General features: G+C 71.1%; 17 protein-coding genes and 1 tRNA gene. 9 read left to right on the forward strand and 9 right to left on the reverse strand.

Features of this window, described 5'->3' with window-relative positions; genetic code table 11:
* Window positions 1–76: 76 nt before the first annotated feature.
* Window positions 77–601 (reverse strand): GNAT family N-acetyltransferase, encoded by a 525-nt coding sequence (locus F8271_RS04045; RefSeq protein ID WP_151488222.1) that lies wholly within the window; start codon window positions 599–601, stop codon window positions 77–79.
* 163 nt (window positions 602–764) lie between these two features.
* Between F8271_RS04045 and F8271_RS04050 the strand changes: the two genes are divergently transcribed.
* From F8271_RS04050 to F8271_RS04060, 3 genes are read left to right on the forward strand one after another with little or no spacing between them, the layout of a single operon-like run.
* Window positions 765–1,781: an alpha/beta hydrolase gene (locus F8271_RS04050; RefSeq protein WP_151488223.1), complete on the forward strand. Its 1,017-nt coding sequence runs from the start codon at window positions 765–767 to the stop codon at window positions 1,779–1,781.
* Window positions 1,782–1,838: 57 nt separating this feature from the next.
* On the forward strand, window positions 1,839–2,693 hold the full coding sequence (locus F8271_RS04055; protein WP_225854147.1) for a phosphotransferase family protein: 855 nt from the start codon (window positions 1,839–1,841) through the stop codon (window positions 2,691–2,693).
* Window positions 2,694–2,746: 53 nt separating this feature from the next.
* Window positions 2,747–3,703 carry a hypothetical protein gene (locus F8271_RS04060; protein WP_151488225.1) on the forward strand — a complete coding sequence of 319 codons (957 nt, stop codon included), beginning with the start codon at window positions 2,747–2,749 and terminating at the stop codon, window positions 3,701–3,703.
* A gap of 9 nt (window positions 3,704–3,712) precedes the next feature.
* Here F8271_RS04060 and F8271_RS04065 read toward each other — a convergent pair whose 3' ends face one another.
* Genes F8271_RS04065 through F8271_RS04075 form a run of 3 tightly spaced genes read right to left on the reverse strand, consistent with a single transcriptional unit; the run spans window position 3,713 to window position 8,177 of the window.
* Entirely contained in the window at window positions 3,713–5,440 is a 1,728-nt protein-coding gene (locus tag F8271_RS04065) for an IlvD/Edd family dehydratase (protein WP_151488226.1), read from the reverse strand.
* On the reverse strand, window positions 5,440–6,969 hold the full coding sequence (locus F8271_RS04070) for an aldehyde dehydrogenase (NADP(+)) (RefSeq protein ID WP_151488227.1): 1,530 nt from the start codon (window positions 6,967–6,969) through the stop codon (window positions 5,440–5,442). Before F8271_RS04070 ends, F8271_RS04065 begins: the two co-directional genes overlap by 1 nt.
* Window positions 6,966–8,177: a fumarylacetoacetate hydrolase family protein gene (locus tag F8271_RS04075; protein ID WP_151488228.1), complete on the reverse strand. Its 1,212-nt coding sequence runs from the start codon at window positions 8,175–8,177 to the stop codon at window positions 6,966–6,968. Before F8271_RS04075 ends, F8271_RS04070 begins: the two co-directional genes overlap by 4 nt.
* Window positions 8,178–8,319: 142 nt before the next feature.
* Here F8271_RS04075 and F8271_RS04080 point away from each other — a divergent pair, with 142 nt between their 5' ends.
* Window positions 8,320–9,114: an IclR family transcriptional regulator gene (locus F8271_RS04080; protein ID WP_192580128.1), complete on the forward strand. Its 795-nt coding sequence runs from the start codon at window positions 8,320–8,322 to the stop codon at window positions 9,112–9,114.
* Here F8271_RS04080 and F8271_RS04085 read toward each other — a convergent pair.
* The 4 genes from F8271_RS04085 to F8271_RS04100 form a co-directional block, all read right to left on the reverse strand.
* Window positions 9,111–9,839 carry an alpha/beta hydrolase gene (locus F8271_RS04085; protein WP_347403766.1) on the reverse strand — a complete coding sequence of 243 codons (729 nt, stop codon included), beginning with the start codon at window positions 9,837–9,839 and terminating at the stop codon, window positions 9,111–9,113. The two genes, F8271_RS04080 and F8271_RS04085, sit on opposite strands and share 4 nt — an antisense overlap.
* Before the next feature lie 119 nt (window positions 9,840–9,958).
* Entirely contained in the window at window positions 9,959–10,864 is a 906-nt protein-coding gene (locus F8271_RS04090; protein ID WP_151488258.1) for a siderophore-interacting protein, read from the reverse strand.
* 213 nt (window positions 10,865–11,077) lie between these two features.
* Entirely contained in the window at window positions 11,078–12,832 is a 1,755-nt protein-coding gene (locus F8271_RS04095; RefSeq protein ID WP_225854148.1) for a M36 family metallopeptidase, read from the reverse strand.
* Between the two features lie 140 nt (window positions 12,833–12,972).
* A complete protein-coding gene (locus F8271_RS04100) occupies window positions 12,973–13,239 on the reverse strand; it encodes a helix-turn-helix domain-containing protein (RefSeq protein ID WP_151488232.1) in 267 nt (88 codons plus the stop codon).
* Window positions 13,240–13,341: 102 nt separating this feature from the next.
* Here F8271_RS04100 and map point away from each other — a divergent pair, with 102 nt between their 5' ends.
* The 4 genes from map to F8271_RS04120 all read left to right on the forward strand — a co-directional run bounded on the left by map (window position 13,342) and on the right by F8271_RS04120 (window position 16,278).
* Window positions 13,342–14,160 (forward strand): type I methionyl aminopeptidase, encoded by an 819-nt coding sequence (gene map / locus F8271_RS04105; RefSeq protein ID WP_151488233.1) that lies wholly within the window; start codon window positions 13,342–13,344, stop codon window positions 14,158–14,160.
* A 132-nt stretch (window positions 14,161–14,292) separates the two neighbouring features.
* Window positions 14,293–14,424: transfer RNA gene (locus F8271_RS04110), tRNA-OTHER, on the forward strand.
* 265 nt (window positions 14,425–14,689) lie between these two features.
* Window positions 14,690–15,046, forward strand: coding sequence for a YciI family protein (locus F8271_RS04115; protein ID WP_151488234.1), 357 nt, complete (start codon window positions 14,690–14,692; stop codon window positions 15,044–15,046).
* Window positions 15,043–16,278, forward strand: a complete 1,236-nt coding sequence (locus F8271_RS04120; RefSeq protein WP_151488235.1) for an RNA polymerase sigma factor — start codon at window positions 15,043–15,045, stop codon at window positions 16,276–16,278. The genes F8271_RS04115 and F8271_RS04120 overlap by 4 nt, the downstream gene beginning before the upstream one ends.
* 52 nt (window positions 16,279–16,330) lie before the next feature.
* Here F8271_RS04120 and F8271_RS04125 read toward each other — a convergent pair whose 3' ends face one another.
* Window positions 16,331–17,314 (reverse strand): NAD(P)-dependent alcohol dehydrogenase, encoded by a 984-nt coding sequence (locus tag F8271_RS04125; protein ID WP_151488236.1) that lies wholly within the window; start codon window positions 17,312–17,314, stop codon window positions 16,331–16,333.
* A gap of 103 nt (window positions 17,315–17,417) precedes the next feature.
* Between F8271_RS04125 and F8271_RS04130 the strand changes: the two genes are divergently transcribed.
* A complete protein-coding gene (locus F8271_RS04130; RefSeq protein WP_151488237.1) occupies window positions 17,418–18,134 on the forward strand; it encodes a TetR/AcrR family transcriptional regulator in 717 nt (238 codons plus the stop codon).
* The last annotated feature ends 97 nt before the right edge of the window (window positions 18,135–18,231 follow it).

An 18,231-nucleotide genomic window follows, 5' to 3' on the forward strand; every position in this document is an offset into this window, starting at 1 on the left:
TCGCGCTCCCGCAGTCCAGTCCTCAATACTCACCGTTACCATCTGGTCGGCGGGGAAGCATCTACGGCGAGTCGCCTCACACCTGGTCGGCGGAGTCGTCGAGTTCCAGACCGAAGCGGCGGGCCAGACGGATGGCGCGGATGTTCTGCGGCCGCACGCAGGCCCCCAGGACCGGATGACCGTGCGCGGCCGCAAGCTCGCGCAGCCTCCCGCCGACGGCCCTGCCGACGCCCAGTCCCTGCCAGGCGTCGGCGATCAGCAGAGCGACCTCCGGTGGTGCCGACGCCTGCCACAACAGATGCGCCAACCCGACCAGATCGTTCTGGCCGGGGCGCGAAATCAGGACGGTGTAACCTCCCTCGGCCCTGGTCAGCATGCGCCACTCGGCCACGCGAATCCGATCGCGGGGGACGTGGTAACGGGCGGCCCGGCTCTCCAGGGAGCAATCCTGACGATGGAAACGGTTGACCAGATCCAGGCAGTCCGCGGTGGCGCGCCGGAGAAGAAATTGCAGTCCGGAGGCACTCGTGACGCTGCCCAGAGAGCCGCCGATCAACCTGGTCGCGGTTTCCTGCTGTCGGTCGAGAATCGTGTCGTGCACCTATTGGCTCCAGGAGAGTGGCGGAGTGAGGCAGGTGCCATGCTCGCAGCGCGGACTTCCGCACAACTTGACGTGATCAACCCGCACCGATGGCGGCGATACGCACTTTCTCCAGAGTTTGCCCAGTGGGTGGTGGGCAGAATGGCGGCGTCGACGCGCACAAATGGGGGACACGGTGGACAGTGAGCTGGCCGGAGGTCTCCGGAACCGTCCCGTCCGTGCCCGTCGCCGCACCCGCGTCGCGCTCGTACTGACCGGCTTCCTCGCCCTGGTCGTCGTGGCCGTCGCCACGGTGTACGGGTGGCCGCTGCGCACCGACGCCCTGCAGCGCGCGACGCCGGAGACCCTGAGCTTCGAGTCGGCGAGCGATCGGGCGGCGCGGACCGTCGCGGCCGAGACGGCCGACCCGCAGGTGCTCCCCGAGTGCCGGAGTCAGTTCCTCACGCACGGACGGGTGAGCGCGAAGGCCGTCCTGCTGCTTCACGGCCACACGGAGTGCCCCGACCAGTACCGCGGACTGGCCAAGCTGTTCTTCGACCGGGGCTACAACGTCTGGGTGCCACGAGCGCCCCGACACGGTGTCGCCGACAGGTTGGCGCACGCGAAGGTCGACGCCTACGAACTGGTCGACTCCGCGAACGACGCGCTGAACGTCGCGGCTGGCCTGGGCGACACGGTCGGCGTCGTGGGCATCTCCGGTGGAGGCGTGTTGGCCACCTGGCTGATCGGCCACCGTCCCGACGTGGTGCATCGTGCTCTCCTGCTGTCGCCCCTCTACGCACCCAACCCCGACCGGGTGCCCGACGTCGCCGTCAAGCCCCTCACCGTCCTGTTCGGCTTCGGTCTCGTCCCCGACCGGGTCGACTCCGAGGGCTTCTCGTCCGCGGCGCTGTCGCAGTACCTGCGCGTCGTCCGCAACTTCAAGGCCGACCCGAGGTGCCCGCATCTACGCGAGCTGGCGATCGTCACCTCGGACAACGACGGCGTCATCGACCGTCAGGCGGCGACCGACATCCCGAGAGGCATCGCCGACCGGAACGACCTCGCGTTCTCGACACACGAGTTGCCGCGTGAGTTCGGCATCGGGCACGACATCGTCGACCCCGACGGGTTGGGGAGCAGGGCCGACGAGATCGAGCAGTTCTATCTCGACCTCTACGAGGGCACCGAGCGGACCTAGGCGGCACCCCACTGCGGCACGCCGCCGCCTGCTCGCGTGCCTCGTATGATCTCCACCGTGACCTCTGGGCTCGGGAAGCTCTCGGCGCGCCAGCGCGCACTCGTGGACCAGTGGCTCCCGGGCGCGACCGTCGACCGCGACCACAGCTGGGGCCTGACGACGACCACCGTTCTCGAGGTGACCCGCGCCGGATCACGGTTCGTCGTCAAGGCCGGCGGCGACGACGACCATCACATCCGGCGGGAACTTGACGCCCATCGCACCTGGTTGGGCCCCTGGACCGGCAAAGGTCGCGCGCCGACGCTGGTGCACGGCGACGCCGACGCGAAGATCCTCATCACCCGGTACCTGCCCGGCGAGCTGGTGCTCGGCAGCGAACACGCCGACGACCCCGCCACCTACCGGCAGGCCGGCGAGCTGCTGGCCCTGCTGCACACGCAGACCGCCGTCGCGGATGACGACCACGAACGGCGTGAGAACGAGAAGTCGCTGGCGTGGCTCGGCCAACCGCACCGGATCGCGGCGCCCACCGTGTCGCGACTGCGATCCGAGATCAGCGCCTGGCCGACGCCGCCCGCGACCCTCGTACCCACGCACGGGGACTGGCAGCCCCGCAACTGGCTCGTGCACGACGGCCTGGTGGGTGTCATCGACTTCGGCCGTGCGGCGATGCGACCCGCGTCCACGGACTTCTCCCGTCTGGCCGCCCAGGACTTCCGCCGCGACCCGGCCCTCGAGGTGGCCTTCCTCGACGGGTACGGCGCCGATCCCCGCGAGGCCGGCGACTGGCATCGCCACCGGGTCCGCGCGGCGATCGGCACCGCGGCCTGGGCCTACCAGGTCGGTGACGAGCCGTTCGAGGCCCAGGGCCATCGGATGATCGCCGAGGCGCTCTCGTCTGCCCACCCCTGAACGAGGTGACCAGCGCGGCGCGTCTCGTCGTACCGCACGGCTACCATCCGCTCGTGATCGAGGAACTGATCAAAAGAGCGGCCGCCGAGGACGACGACGCGATGGAAAAGTTGTGCGAGATCGCCGCCGCCGACCCGCGACGTCTGGTCCCGCACCATCAGCTTCTGCTCGATCTCGACCTGTGGTGGCCGGCGACGTTGTACCGGGCGGCAGACGCCGGCGTGGTCCGCCGGGTCATCGAGCGGATCGACGACGGGCAGAGCACGGATGACCTCAACAATCTGCTGCTGATCCTGGCCCACACCGCGCACCCGCTCGCCGAGAGCGCCCTGCGTCGCTGGTCGACGCACCCGCCGGCCGGCGCGGACCAGCTGCACGTCGGTGCGCTGAGCTACGCGCTCGAAGGTGGTTGGACGCTCGACCCCACCGGCGACCGGCGGGATCTCTGCGGGGACACCGCGTACCGCCTGGTCCTGCGCGATGAACCCCGACGTGTGGGCGGGCCGACCTGCCCGTGGTGTGCCGCACCGCTCTGGGTCGCCGCCGACCTCGACACCACCGAACCAGCCATCGGCGCCGCGCTGGCACACACGCGTTGGTCCGGCCGGCTGGTGTTCGAGACCTGCCACAACTGCGCCTGCTACACGACCCTCTACAGCCAGGTCACGCCGGGCGGTGGCGCCACCTGGTGGGCGGGCAACACCCGTCCGAGCTACCTGCCGCCGGAGACGGCCGTGCCGGAGGACCCGCCGACGCAGACCTCGGTCCCGGGGCCGGCCCTGGCGAGCCCCTACCAGTCCAGTGCCTGGGACCGGGGCGGCTCGACGCTGGGCGGCCGGCCGGACTGGATCCAGGACGCCGAGCACCCCGACTGCCCCGATTGCGGACAACCGATGGACTATGTCGGTCTGATCGGCGGCGCTGACCTGGACGATCTCGGCGAGGGCGCCTACTACCTGCACCTGCACCAGCCGTGCGGGTTCACCGCGGTGAACTACCAACAGAGCTGAGACCTCCGGTCAGTGCGAGTGCCGGGGTACGCCGCTGCCGCTGCCGCCGACGAGGAAGTCGAGGTCCGCTCCCCGGTCGGCCTGGAGGACGTGCTCGCTGTAGAGGCGCGCCCAGCCGCGGTCGGCCGTCGGCCGTGGTGGCTGCCAGGCGGACCGGCGTTGGGCGAGTTCCTCGTCGTCGACCAGGAGGTCCAACCGCCGCGTCGGCACGTCGACGCGGACCAGGTCGCCGGTGCGCACCAGCGCCAGAGGGCCACCCACGGACGCCTCCGGTGCCACGTGCAGGATGCAGGTGCCGTACCCGGTGCCGCTCATCCGGGCGTCGGAGATCCGCACCATGTCGGTGATGCCGTCGGCGAGCAGCCGTCGCGGCATCGGCACGTTGCCCACCTCCGGGAAGCCGGGGTAGCCGCGCGGTCCGGCGTTCCGCACCACGATCACCGTCTCGGGGGTGACGGCAAGGTCCGGATCGTCGGCGGCGACGACATAGTCCTCGATCCGGTCGAAGACGAGCGCCGGCCCGGTGTGCGCGAGGAGGTGGGCGGAGGCGGCGGAGACCTTCAGCACAGCCCCGGACGGCGCGAGCGACCCGCGCAGCACCACGGTGCCCGAGCCGGTCGGCTGGAACGGCTCCGCCATGGTGCCGATGACGTCCCGGTTCCAGCACTGGGCGCCGCTGATGTTGTCGGCCACGCTCTTCCCGCTGACGGTGACGTGGTCGAGGTGCAGCAGCCCGGCGATCTCCGTCATCACGGCCGGGACGCCGCCGGCGTAGGCGAAGTCCTCCATGAGGTACGCCCCGGACGGCATCAGGTTGACGAGCATGGGCACGTCGGCGGTGAGGGTGTCGAAGTCCTCCAGGGACAGCGGGACGCCGAGGCGTCCGGCGATCGCGAGCAGGTGGACGACGGCGTTGGTGGAACCGCCGATCGCGGCGTTCACCCGGATCGCGTTCTCGAAGGCGCGTCGGTCCAACACCGAGGACAGCCGTTGGTCCTGCCCGACCATGTCGACAATCCGGCGTCCGGCGGCGTGCGCGAGCGCGTACCTCCGGGAGTCGACCGCCGGCACGGCGGCGGCCCCCGGCAGTTGCACGCCCAGCGCTTCGGTCACGCAGGCCATCGTGGAGGCGGTACCCATGGTCATGCAGTGACCTCGGCTGCGGGACATGCCGACCTCCGCCTCCGCGCAGTCGGCGGCGCTCATCCGGCCGGCCCGCATCTCCTCGGTGAAGCGCCACACGACGGTGCCCGAACCGATGTCCTGACCGCGGAACTTGCCGTTGAGCATCGGGCCGCCGGTCATCATGAGGGTCGGCAGGTCGACGCTCGCCGCGCCCATCAACAGGCCGGGGGTGGTCTTGTCGCAGCCGGAGAGCAGGACGACCCCGTCGAGCGGGTTGGCCCGGACCAGCTCCTCCAGCTCCATCGCCAACAGGTTGCGGTAGAGCATGGTCGTGGGTCGCATGAGGGGCTCACCCAGGCTCATCGCGGGGAACTCCAACGGCAGACCACCGCGCTCCCACACGCCGCGCTTCACCGACTCGGCCAGGTCACGCAGGTGGGCGTTGCAGGGTGTCAGCTCCGACCAGGTGGTGGCGATGCCAATCACCGGGCGACCGTCGAACACGTCGTCCGCGAACCCCTGGTTGCGCATCCAGGAGCGGTGGATGAACCCGTTGCGGCCTTCCGCACCGAACCACTGTCCGCTGCGCAGCGGACGATCCGTCGTCGACATCAGCGCTCCTCCCTGTTCATCCGTGCTTCCCAGCGTCCATCGACGCGACGGGGAATGGCGGTGTACCCGTCCCGCAGTTCCTCGGGCAGGACCCAGTCCGGGGCGTCCTGCCAGGCCAGCGGGCGAAGGAACCGGCGGATCGACGTGGCGCCCACCGAGGTGTGCACGGCGTTGGTCGACGGCCACGGCCCACCGTGGTGCTGTGCCCACGACACGCGGACACCGGTGGGATAGCCGTCGAAGACGATGCGCCCCGCGCGGGCGGCGAGCACGTCGACCAGTCGGCGTACGACAGCGGTGTCGTCGTCCGGACCACGATGGACCGAGCCGGTCAGCGACGGTGGGACGGTCGTCAGCACCGCGTCGAGGTCGGCGACGTCGGGATACCGGACCACGACCATGAGCGGGCCGAAGCACTCGTCGGCGATCTCGGCGGTCAGGCCCGACAGACCGATCTCCAGCAGCGCCGGCGTGACGGTGAACCCCTCCCCCGGTGCGACGTGGGGCCGCGCCGAGACGCGGGCGCCGGCCCGTTCGAGCGTCGCGGCCCGACTCTCGTACGCGTCCCGGATCCGCTCGTTGAGCAGGACGGCACCGCCCGAGGCGCCGACCCTCGCCCGCAGCCCGTCGACGAGATGGTCACCGTCGCGGTCCGCCGGGATGAACGCCAGTCCGGGCTTGGTGCACAGCTGACCGCCCGAGGCCGTGAAGGAGGCGAACAGCCCCTCGGCGATCTGGTCTGCCCGGTCGGCGGCCGCACCGGGCAGGACGACGATCGGGTTCACGCTGCTCAGTTCGGCGTACAGGGGAATGGGATCGGGTCGTTCGTCGATGGCCGCCTGGATGGCGCGGGCCGCGCTCACGGAGCCCGTCAGTGCGACCGCCCGGATCGCGGGATGCCGTACCAGCGAACGGCCGGGCTGCTCCCCGTACACGATGGTCATGACGCCCTCGGGACCGCCCGCGTCGCGAATGGCCGACTCGATCGCGTCGGCGGACGCGTGTGACGTCAGCGGGTGGGACGGGTGGGCCTTCAGGACCGTGGGGCAACCCGCGGCGAGCGCGGCGGCGGTGTCGCCCCCGGCGACCGAGAAGGCGAACGGGAAGTTGCTGGCCCCGAAGACGGCTACCGGCCCGAGGGGTACGAGCATCCGGCGCAGATCGGGGCCGCGCCCGATCGGTGTGTCGGCGGCGTGGTCGATGGCCGCCTCGACGTACCCGCCGTCGCGCAGCACGTCGCCGAACATCCGGAACTGGAGCGACGCCCGGGTGAGCTCCTGGTCCAGACGCGCGTGGCCCAGCCCGGTCTCCGCCACCGCGGCGGCGACCAGGTCCGCGCGACGGGTCTCCAGGGCGGCGGCCGTCGCGTCCAGCAGCTCCGCCCTGCCGAGTCTCCCCAGGTCGGACAGCCACCGCGCCGCCCGGGCCGCCTGGGCGGTGATCGCCTCCAGCCGGATCTCGTCGGTCTCGACGAGATCCGTCGCGCGGCGTCGACCATCGCGTGGATCGACCGTGCTGACCAGGTTCACAGCAGTCCCCTCCTTGCCAGGTTGCCCATGAGATCGCGGACGCCGAACTGCCACGGCTCGCACTCCTCCGCGTGCCGCACGCGGTTGATGAGGGTGCCGAGCGCCGGGCAGCCGATCCGCACCACGTCGTCGACGTTGTGGGTGAAGCCCTCACCGGGGCGGTCCCGGTCCTCGATGGGCGCGAACATGGTGCCGAGCATCAGCACGGCACCGTCGGGATACTGGTGGTGCGGGCCGACCAGCTGCCGCACCAGGGCCGCCGGGTCGCGCGACATCCGCGTCATCTCCGAGACCGCCTCCAGGTGGAAGCCGTCCGCGCCGCGGATCGTCAGACCGACCTCGGCTTCGCGCACCCGGTCCAGGCCGAACCGGTCGTCGAACAACCGGATCAGGGGACCGAGGGCGCATGAGGCGTTGTTGTCCTTGGCCAGGGGCAGCAGGAGCGCCGAACGGCCCTCGACGTCGCGCAGGTTCACGTCGTTGCCCAGGGTGGCACCGATGATCCGGCCGCTGGACTGGACGATGAGCGCGACCTCGGGCTCCGGGTTGTTCCAGCTGGACGCCGCGAGCACGCCGACCGGAACGGCGGTGCCGACGGCGGAGAGGACCTGGCCCTTCGTGAAGATCTCCGCGTCCGGCCCGATCCCCACCTCGAGGTACTGACTCCACATGCCCTCGGCGACCAGCAGACCCTTGAGCCGCTCCGCCTCGGCCGACCCCGGCGCCAGGCTGGACAGGTCGGCGCCGATGTCGGCGAGCATCCGGCCACGGAGGTCCGCCGCGAGTGCCAGGTCTCCCCGTGCCCGCTCCTCGATGACGCGTTCGAGCATCGAGACGGGAAAGGTGACGCCGGCCGCCTTGAGCGCCTGGAGGTCGACCGGCGCGAGCAGCCAGGGTCGGGTGCGGTCACGGGTCGCAGCACCGGTGTTGGCCAGTACGTCCTCGAAGCTGGCCACCCGCCGTCCGTCGAGCGCAGCCACCGTCGCGGCGGGATCGGGCAGCTCGCAGATGTCCCGAACGGTCGCGAACCGGGAACTGACGTCGATGACCTCGCCGTCTCGGACGGTCACGGGTGATGGGCCGTCGACGCGGGGATCCCAGATCCGGCCGATGAGGACGCCACGGTCGGCGTCGTCCGGTAACGCCTCGGCAGCGGTCCCGAACCAGTCCGTGCCGGCGGCCCGCCCTCGGGGTTCTGGCACCGTCATGAGCCACTCCCCAGGGATCAATTTGCAACGATCGTAGCGCCATATGCAACGGCGTCAAGGAGTGGTTGCGCATCGCATCCACTACATTGCACATGACGCAACGACACGACGGCGCGACAGCCGCGCGAGGGGGAACTGGCCCGTGGCCCAATCGATTCGCCGCGCGATCGACCTCATCCGTCGATCGGCGGAGCGCCCACTGTCACTCACGGAGGCGGCGGACGTGCTCGGCGTCCACAAGTCCACGGCCCTGCGGATCCTGCGGACGCTGGAGGCCGAACGCTTCGTCCGCCGGACCGGCGCGGGCACCTACGTGCTCGGCAGCGGGCTGATCGAGTTGTCCGAGCTCGCGCTCGGCGCGATGGACCTGCGCCAGCTCGCCGCCGCACCACTACGGGCGCTGCAACGCGAGACCGGCCACACCGTGCACCTGGCCCAGCTGACCGGCAACGAGATCATCTACATCGACAAGGTCGACAGCCCGGCGTTCGACGCCGTCAAGCTGCCCTCGCGGGTAGGCCGGGCGGTGTCGATGCACGCGAGCGCCGTCGGCAAGACGATCCTCGCCTACCTGCCCCCCGAGGAACGCGAGCGCCTGCTCTCGCACGTCGTCCTCGAGAGGTTCACCGCCACCACCGTCGCCGACCACGACTCCCTCGACGCCGAACTCGCCCGCGTCCGTGAACGCGGCTGGGCCGCCGACAACGGGGAGCACGACGCGTACGTGATGTGCGTCGCCGCGCCGATCCGGGATTCACGCGGGCAGGTCACCGCCGCCGCCTCGCTCACGGCGATCGAGGTCATCGCGAGCCTGGATCAGCTGAAGAGCAACCTTCCGCTCCTCCTGGACACCGCGAACCGGATCTCGTCCGAGCTCGGCCACACGCCACCGTCCACCGAGAACCCGGACGGCCCGCGCCGGGGTGGCCGTGACTAGGCGGCCCCGACGCCCCGTGCCGCCTCGATGATGGACTCGGCGACCTCGCCGGGCCGGGACACCGCCATCGCGTGGGAGGCACCGGCGATCTCCCGAACTCCGCGTGCGCCGGCACGTTCGGCCATGAAGCGGTGTACGGCGACCGGGATGTTGCGGTCCGCGTCACCGAGCACGAACCAGCTGGGCAACGACTGCCACGCCGGGGTGTCCGTCGCCAGCGCCTCGCCGAGCGCCTGCTCGGTCGCCGGCCGTTGCGTCCGGGCCATCAACGCCGCCTGGTCGTCGGACACGTCCGCGGCGAACTGCGCGTGGTAGGCGTCCTGGCCGATCGCCACCTCGTTGCCGCCGGTCGACACCGGATAGGAGACCAGGGTGTCGGCGAGCGTGCTGCCCGGGAACTTGCCGGACAGCGCCAGCGCGGACTCACCCGTCTGCGGGGCGAACGCGTTCACGTAGACCAGGCCACGCACCGTCGGGTCACCCGCCGCCGCCTCCGTGATGACCATGCCGCCGTACGAGTGAGCGACGAGCAGGACGGGACCGCCGATCCCCCGCACCACGTCGCGCAGGTACGCGGCGTCGCCCGCGACGCTGCGCAGCGGGTTGGCGGCGGCCACCACGGAGTAGGCGGGGCCGAGCCGCTCGATCACACCGTTCCAACTCGCCGACTCGGCGAACGCGCCGTGCACGAGGACGACGGTGAGCTGTTGGTCTGACACGGCCATCCGCTCCTTGGCTCCGGGACGGGTCGCGTGCGCAGCCCGTCCGTCCGCGTGGGCGCGGCTGATTACCCGCCGTACGACCGGGAAACGTCGAACCGTCGGCAGACTTCGACGCCTGGGGCTCAGACGGGGTCGGCGCGGCCGAGTCGCCAGTAGCCCATGAAGGCCACCGCCCGGCGATCGAGGCCACGCTCGACGACGAGATGTCGACGCAGGGTCCGGATGACGCCCGCCTCCCCCGCCAGCCACGCGTACAGCCGTGACGGGGACACCTCCTCGGGCACCTCCCAGAGGATCTCGCTGTCCACGTCCACGTCACTGATGGGCTGGGCGGGCACCGGCGTTCCACCGGCCAGCAGCTCGCCCGCCGCGGCCGCCACGGCCGGCACCAGTCGACAGCCGTGCGCGCCCTCGCCCCGGGGCAGCCACCGCACCTCGATCCCGGGGGGCGCCGCCAGCGGCAACACGTCGCCGGCGTCGGGCACCTCCAGCAGGACCATGCCGTACGCGTCGAGGGGCAGGCGTTCACAGATGCCGCTGATCGCCGGGACGGCCGTCTCGTCACCGGCCAGCAGCAGGGCTCCGGTCGACGGGGGGCGGAACTCGACCCCGCCGTGGTCACCGTCGTAGCCGGCGTCCGGCCCGAGCAGGGCGATCTCGTCGCCGGGGCGCACCCGCCGCGCCCAGCGGGTGGCTGGGCCGCCGTCGCCGTGCAGGACAAGGTCGACGTCGACCTCGGACGCGTGCGGGCGAACCGCGCGGACAGTGTAGGTACGCACCGGGTTGCGCTCGTGCTCCGGCAGGGCTCGCCACTTCGCGTACCAGTCCGGCCCCTCGGGCAGGTGCACCCCGCGCTGGCCGGGCAGCGGCAGGGCCAGCTTGATCCGCTGGTCGTAGCCGTTGTCGGCGAATCGGATGAGGTCGGGCCCGGTGAAGGTCACCCGCGTGAAGGAGGGACTGAGCTGGCGTACCGCCCGGACCTCGACGGCGAACAGACGCCACGGGGCGATGGGCAGGGTCTCGGTCATGCTGCCTCTCGGGTCGACGAGCACGCGGGCCAGGTGCGGCGCCACCAGACCGACGAAGCCGATCACGCCGACGGCGCAGACCCGATAGAGGTTAGGCTAACCTAACCAGCACGGACGCTGTCAAGGCGGGTACGCGGCACGCGGCACCGTGAACACGGAAAGGCCGGCGGGACGTCGACAGTCGCGACGTCCCGCCGGCCCGCACCCGGCTCGTCAGCTCCAGGGCAGCGAGAAGTCCTCGGTCGGCGAGGTGTCCGTCGCGCCGTCCGTGCTCGCGTGGAAGCCCATGCCGCGTGCGGCGAAGACCCGCCAGATGTCCCGCTGCCCCCGGCCGTGGTTGACGACCCGGTCGGCCAGCAGGATCGCGTCACGCATGTCGAGATAGGACGGATCCGCGGGCGAGAGTTCCATCGCCCGGGTGATCAGCGAGCGGGCCGTGTGGCTGCCGATCGCGCCACGCAGGTCCCAGAGTGTCTGCGCCCAGATCTCGCCGTCGGCGTGGATCTCCGGTTCGGTGGTCCCCGGCACGGTCCGCGAATTGCGAATCTTGCCGTAGTCACCATACGTGTAACCGCCGACGCCGGCGGCGGGGTTGCCGGCACAGATCGCCTCGGCGCTGTGCACCGGACAGTCGATCGCCGCACTACGCACCGAGCGGCCGGCCAGGATGTAGTCGCCCTCGCGGACGTCACCGTCGACGGCGTCGTCGCGCTCCAGACCGCTGTCGACCAGATAGTCCAGGCCGTACCAGTCGCTCCAGGCCTCGTACATCGCCAGTGCCTGCGCGCTGATCAGCGTGGAGTTGCCGTTGGCGTCGACCACCAGGCGATCGGACAGGCCGTGGGTGTACTCGTGGAAGACGATGTCCGCCGTGTCACCGGAGTTGCCGGCGAGCACACTGGCGGACTTGACGAACAGGTACATCTGCATGCGCGGCGCCATGCCGTCCGGCGGCGTCGTCATGTTGGCGTTGTTGGCGTGGCGGTCGTCCGGCAGGCCGTTCGCCGTGTCGGCGCCGTCCATCGACTCGGCGACGACCGCGTCGCCGTCGACGGCCTCGAAGTTGCCGGCCGCCCGGGTGAACCCGATCGGGCTGGCGGCGAGATGGTCGTGCCAGGTCCCCAGGTAGGAGAAGAATTGCGCGGCGTTCTGCTCCCGGTTGCTCTGCCAGGAGTACGGCACCGCCGGATCCCACGAGCATTGCCGCTGCGCGGAACACGGGGCGCCGACCTGGCCCGAGAAGTCGGTGAACGGGAAGTCGAAGCTGCGCCGGGCGTCCGGGAGGACCTCCTCCGACGGCTGCGCCACGTTGTCGGCGTTGACGTCGGAGTAGACGTGCCCGACGTTGCCCGCCAAGGTCCCCGCGTTCGGTGGCAACCACCTGTTCAGGTTGACCGTGTGCTGCCTGCCGCCGACCGGGGCACCCGGATAGTTCTCCCACGTCGTCGCGTGGTGGTTGGCGACCAGGCTCCGCCGGAAGAGGACCGCGCCGTCGGCGGCGTCCACCACGCTGAACTGGCCCTGGTCCATGGCGATCACCTCCCACGCCAACCTCGGGCCCGCCTGGGTGTTGAAGACGACCTGGCGGGCCTGGCCACCGTCGGAGAACGTCGCGGACGTCGAGCTTCCGGAGCGTACGGTCGCCGCCGAGTCACCCGACCCGGCCCGTACCGCGGCCCTGCGCGCGGCCGGCGTCGGCGCGTCGGAGGTCAGCAGCGGCACCTCCACCGGCCGCCGCCGGCGCCGCCAGGAGATCGCCGTGTTGACCATCACCCGGCGTACGTAGACCTCGGGCGCGTCCCTGCGCAGCACCCGACCCCAGCGCCGATGGGTCTTCTCCAACGCCGACTGTGTCGGGTCCTCGGCTGTTCCCCGGTCGCCGGTCAGCAGGTAGGCCGTTCGGAGCAACGACCCCCACTGCCGTTGTACGAACAGCCGGAACTGTTCGTCGTCCTCGTACCGACTCACGCCGCCTCCAGGTCGCATCCGCCTCGCTTCAGGTGCGGATGCAGGGTGAGACGCGATCGGCGGCGTCCAGGGTTGAGTCGGGATCCGTACGCCGAGGTGGATTCGGGTCTTTCAGTGGTTGTCCGCCTGGAAAGGAGCCCTCAGGACGCTTCGCGGACACGCAGGTCGGCCAGCCACACGTCGGCCAGGTCGCTGAGCGGGACGCCGAGCACCTCGCTGAGGCAGACGACGGTGCCGAACGCGGGTGCCGGGAGCCGACCTACTTCGATCTTGCGCAGCGTCTCCGGTGAGATGCCGGCCGCCAGGGCCACCTCGACGGGGCTGCGGCTGCCGCGCGCGACCCGAAGCGCCGCTCCGAGGCGTTGCCCCGCGGCGATCTGTTCGGGTGTGAGCGGTGGGCGGACCATGTGAGCAGGATAGATCCGCCCTCGCGGACCGGCAATGCCAACCCGCCGGCAGCCCCGAACAGCGTGGTATAAATATACCGCAACGGCGAGGGAGGGTTGATCATGATCGAACTGAAGTCCACCGAGGAGATCGCTCGGATGGCCGTGACCGGCCAGTTCGTCGGCGAGTTGCTGGCGGAGCTGCGCGCCGTCGCCGCCGTCGGGGTCAACCTGATGGACCTCGAACACCACGCCCGCCGACGAGTCAAGGAGCGCGGAGCCGAGTCCTGCTACTGGGACTACACGCCGTCGTTCGGCCGTGGACCGTTTCGCAACGTCCTGTGCCTCTCGGTGAACGACGCCGTGCTGCACGGCCTGCCGCACCGGTACGCCCTGCGCGACGGTGACCTGCTGAGCATCGACATGGCGGTCGGGATCGACGGCTGGGTCGCCGACTCCGCGCTGTCCGTCATCGTCGGCACCCCCGCCCCGGAGGACCTGAAGCTGATCGAGGCCACCGAGGTCGCGCTGGAGGCCGGAATCGCCGCCGCACGACCGGGCAATCAGCTCGGTGACGTCTCCGCCGCCATCGGCGAGGTCGCCCGCCGCTACGGCTACCGGGTCAACAACGAGTTCGGTGGGCACGGCATCGGCCGGACCATGCACGAGGCCCCGCACGTGTCCAACGACGGCCGGCCCGGCCGGGGCATGAAGCTCAAGCCCGGCCTGGCGCTCGCGATCGAGCCGTGGCTCTGCCGCAGCACCGACAAGATCAAATACGATGCGGACGGGTGGACGATCCGATCCGCGGACGGCTCGCGGACGGCCCACTCCGAGCACACCGTCGCGGTGACCGCCGACGGCCCGCAGGTGCTGACCCGCCGGCCCGGGCACGACACCAGGCCGGGCGATCGCAGTGGACAGTCCGCCACAGCGTCCTGACCGGCGGACACGCCCAATGTCGTGGCGTCAGGCCCGCTGTACCGTCCGCTGCCGGCGGCGCGCTCCTGACGGCGGCGGCGACCCCGAATCTCGATGGCGGTGCCGGCGCGGCCGGTGCGATGATCGACATCTGGGTCGCTGGCTCGACTGGCTAGAGCATTCGACTAAGTAGCCCGTCCGCTCTCCGCCTGCGCGGTGATGGGGGTGCTTCCTTCTCCTTTCTGGATCGAAGGGTTCGGGGTTCGAGTCCCCGGCAACCTGCCAGCACACCTACGCCGAGCTGCTGGCCGCGCACGACGCCCTGATCACCGCGGCCGGTGACCGGGTGACCCTGCTGCGTCTCGGCGACGCCGCCGACGTGCAGGCGGCGCGGCTCTATCTGGCAACGGGACACCGCTCGTGACCTGACACCGGCCGCACTCCGCCGTCGGAGCAGAATGTCGCGGCGGCTGTCGATCTGCCGCCGTCCAGGCTCGTCGTAATGTAGAGGCCCACCACCGAGGGGCCCGCAGACGATGGGATATGGGACATGGCCAAGTACATGGTCCTCATCTACGGCGACGCTCAGCAGTGGGACGCCATGACCGACGAGCAGTGGAAGGCCCACGACGCCGCCCACGCGGCGTTCGCGGCCAAGGCCGGCTCGCAGATCATCGACGGGCAGCAGCTGGAGCTGGCGCCCACGGCCACCTCGCTGCGGCTGGGCGCACTCGGCCAGGTCACGACGACGGACGGGCCGTTTCTGGAGACCAAGGAAGCACTCGGCGGCTACTACCTGCTCGAGGCGGCCGATCTTGACGAGGTCCTGTCGTTGGCGACACTGCTTCCCGAGGTGCATGCGTCGCACAGCGGCGTGGAGATCCGTCCGGTGGTCGACCACGGATGAACGATGAGGTCGTCGCGGCGGTCGCCCGGGCGCACCGCCGCGACTGGGCCCAGGTGTTCAGCACCACCGCCCATCTGACCCGAGACCTTGACCTCGCCGAGGAGTGCACCCAGGACGCGTTCGCACAGGCCCTGGAGACCTGGGCGGAGACCGGCATCCCCGACCGGCCGGGCGCCTGGCTCACCACCATCGCGCGCAACCGGGCCCGGGACGTGCTGCGCCGTGAGTCGGTGTTCCGGCGCAAGATGCCGCTGCTCGTCGCGGACGATACGGTGCCCGGCCCGGAGGACGGCCTCGTCGACGATCGACTACGACTCATCTTCACCTGCTCCCACCCCGCGTTGTCCAGGGAGACGCAGGTCGCGCTGACCCTGCGCCTGGTGTGCGGGCTGTCCACGCCCGAGGTGGCGCGCGCGTTCCTGGTGCAGCCGGCCACCATGGCCGCCCGGATCACCCGGGCCAAGAAGAAGATCGCCGCGGCACGGATCCCCTACCGGGTGCCGGGCCCGGACCAACTCGAGGAGCGGGTCGGCGCGGTACTCGACGTCGTCCATCTCATCTTCACCACCGGCCACACCGCACCGATCGGCGCGCACCTGGTCCGCCAGGACATGGTCGACAGCGCGATCAGTCTGGCCCGCATGCTGCACCTGCTCATGCCGACCGACGCCGAGATCAGCGCCCTGCTGGCGCTGCTCCTCCTCAACGCGTCACGTCAGGCCACCCGGATGTCCGCCGACGGGCGCCTCGTGCTCCTGTCCGAGCAGGACCGCTCACGCTGGGACAGGCAGCTCATCGTCGAGGGGCAGGCGTTGCTGACCGACGCGCTGCGCCGACGGCCACCGACGCGGTACGCCCTGGAGGCCGCGATAGCCGCGGTGCACGCCGAGGCGCCGACCTGGCAGGACACCGACTGGTCCGAGATCATCGGGCTCTACGACGCCCTGTTCCGGCTGTGGCCCTCACCCGTGGTCGACCTCAACCGTGCCGTCGCCATCGGGCTGCGCGACGGCCCCCGCGCCGGGCTCGACGCGCTGACACCCTTGCTCGACGATCCGGCCCTGGCCACGTACGGCTATCTCAGTGCCGCCCGGGGCGACTTCCTGCGCCAGTTGAGGCAGTGGCCGCAGGCCGTGACGGCCTACGAGGAGGCCCTGACCCTCACCGACAACGACGTCGAACGTGCCTTCCTCAGCGAGCGGTTGACGGACGTGCGGCGGCACCTGCGCTGATCGCCCACTGGTCGTTCGCGCGGGTGGCGCCGGCCGGGCCGTCTCGGGTGCGTCAGAGGGTGATGACGACCTTCGCCCGCGCGTGCTCGCCTTCGAGGTAGCGGATGGCCTCGGGGACCTCGTGGAGTGGATAGGTACGGTCGATGACCGGTGTGAGGCGGCCGGCCTCGACGTGGGCGCGGAGCGTGTCGAGGTGGTGCCGGCCGGGTGCGGTCGTGAGCGTGACGATGCGGTGTCGGACCAGTGGCGCGAGCAGCCGTCCGCGCGCGATGAGCCAGACCGGTCCGATGAGGCTGCCCCCGCGGTACACGCCGCCGCCGGAGAGCACCAGCGTCCCGGTCGGTGTCAGCGCCCGCCGCAGCTCGCCGAGGGTGCGGTTGCCGACCAGGTCGAACACGACGTCGTGGCGGCGCGTGCCGTCGGCGAAGTCGTCCCGGGTGTAGTCGACGATGTGGTCGGCACCGAGGGAGCGGACCAGGTCGACGTTGCGACCGCTGCACACCCCCGTCACGGTCGCCCCGAACGTCTTGGCCAGTTGCACCGCGAGGGTGCCGACCCCGCCGGAGGCGCCGTTGATGAGGACGGAGTGACCGGGCCCGACCCGCCCGACGTCGCGCAGCCCCAGCAGCGCCGTGACGCCCGCCAGGGGCAGGGCCGCCGCCTGGTGCGGCGTCAGGTTCGCCGGCATCGCCGCGACCAGGGCCTCGGGTACGCACACATACTCGGCGAACGCGCCGTTGGCGTCGCCCAGGTCGCCGAAGACGGCGTCGCCCGGACGTACCTCGCGGACCTGGGCGCCGACGGCCTCGACCCGGCCGGCGAAGTCGCGGCCTCGGATGCGGGCCCGGGGCCGTGACCGGCCCATGGCCAACCGTGCCATCCGGGGATCACCCCGCATGGCATGCCAGTCGTACGCGTTGAGGGCCGCGGCCTCCACCCGGACGAGCACCTCGTCGGGTGCCGGCACGGGGGTGGGGACGTCGGCGAGCGCGAGCGTTTCGGGTGGGCCGTACCGGTCCTGGACGATCGCCTTCATGGTCCCTCCTCAGGGGTGTACGGCGTACACCAACGGTAGGTGTACGCCGTATACCTGTCAAGGCGGTTATGGTTCAACGACCGCCGGACAAGACGAGGACGACATGGCTGAGCAGGCTGGGACGCTGCGCCGGACGCCCCTGAGCAGGGACCGCATCCTGCGTGCCGCCGTCGCGCTCGCCGACGAGACGGGGATCGAATCCCTCAGCATGCGCAACCTCGCCCATGATCTGGGCGTCGTGCCGATGGCCCTCTACAAGCACGTGGCCAACAAGGACGAACTGCTCGACGGCATGATCGACGTGGTCGTCGGCCAGATCGACGCGCCCGAGCCGGACGCCCACTGGAAGGACGCGATTCGTCGACGCGTCCTCTCGGCGCGCGAGGCGCTACGCCGGCACCCCTGGGCACCGCTCGCGATCGAGTCCCGGACGATGGCGACCCCGGCCGTCCTCGCCTACCTCGACTCGGTCGTCGGGACCTTCCAGGCCGGGGGATTCTCCGCGGACCTCGCCCACCACGTGATGCACACGATGGGCAGCCGGATCCTGGGCTTCAGTCAGGAGTTGTTCGACGCCTCCCGCCGCGCCGGACGGTCCGGCACCACCAATCCCGAACCACCGGCCGCACTGCCGCCGGAATTCGCCGCCCGGTTTCCCCACCTGGCGGAGATCGCCACGGCGGCCGCCCACGACGACCAGTCGGTCGTCGGGCCGGGCTGCGATGACCAGTTCGAGTTCGAGTTCGCACTGGACCTGCTACTCGACGGCATCGAACGGCTGCACCAGCAGGGCTGGACATCGGCGCACCGACACCGGTGAGCGATCGGCAGGCAGCCGCTGACCGCGATCCGTCCACCCGGACAGACGGAGGAGGCTGGGCCCGTGCGTCTGCACGCGGTGCCGGCAGCAACGTGGG

It is taken from the genome of Micromonospora sp. ALFpr18c (assembly GCF_008868155.1).
Classification (GTDB): Bacteria; Actinomycetota; Actinomycetes; order Mycobacteriales; family Micromonosporaceae; genus Micromonospora.

Excerpts from the sequence above, each read along its gene's own strand:
- F8271_RS04050 (WP_151488223.1), top strand. The coding sequence starts at position 765 with ATGGGGGACACGGTGGACAGTGAGCTGGCCGGAGGTCTCCGGAACCGT.
- F8271_RS04065 (WP_151488226.1), bottom strand. The coding sequence starts at position 5,440 with ATGTCGACGACGGATCGTCCGCTGCGCAGCGGACAGTGGTTCGGTGCG.
- F8271_RS04075 (WP_151488228.1), bottom strand. The coding sequence starts at position 8,177 with ATGACGGTGCCAGAACCCCGAGGGCGGGCCGCCGGCACGGACTGGTTC.
- F8271_RS04085 (WP_347403766.1), bottom strand. The coding sequence starts at position 9,839 with ATGGCCGTGTCAGACCAACAGCTCACCGTCGTCCTCGTGCACGGCGCG.
- F8271_RS04090 (WP_151488258.1), bottom strand. The coding sequence starts at position 10,864 with ATGACCGAGACCCTGCCCATCGCCCCGTGGCGTCTGTTCGCCGTCGAG.
- F8271_RS04100 (WP_151488232.1), bottom strand. The coding sequence starts at position 13,239 with ATGGTCCGCCCACCGCTCACACCCGAACAGATCGCCGCGGGGCAACGC.
- map (WP_151488233.1), top strand. The coding sequence starts at position 13,342 with ATGATCGAACTGAAGTCCACCGAGGAGATCGCTCGGATGGCCGTGACC.
- F8271_RS04115 (WP_151488234.1), top strand. The coding sequence starts at position 14,690 with ATGGCCAAGTACATGGTCCTCATCTACGGCGACGCTCAGCAGTGGGAC.
- F8271_RS04120 (WP_151488235.1), top strand. The coding sequence starts at position 15,043 with ATGAACGATGAGGTCGTCGCGGCGGTCGCCCGGGCGCACCGCCGCGAC.
- F8271_RS04125 (WP_151488236.1), bottom strand. The coding sequence starts at position 17,314 with ATGAAGGCGATCGTCCAGGACCGGTACGGCCCACCCGAAACGCTCGCG.
- F8271_RS04130 (WP_151488237.1), top strand. The coding sequence starts at position 17,418 with ATGGCTGAGCAGGCTGGGACGCTGCGCCGGACGCCCCTGAGCAGGGAC.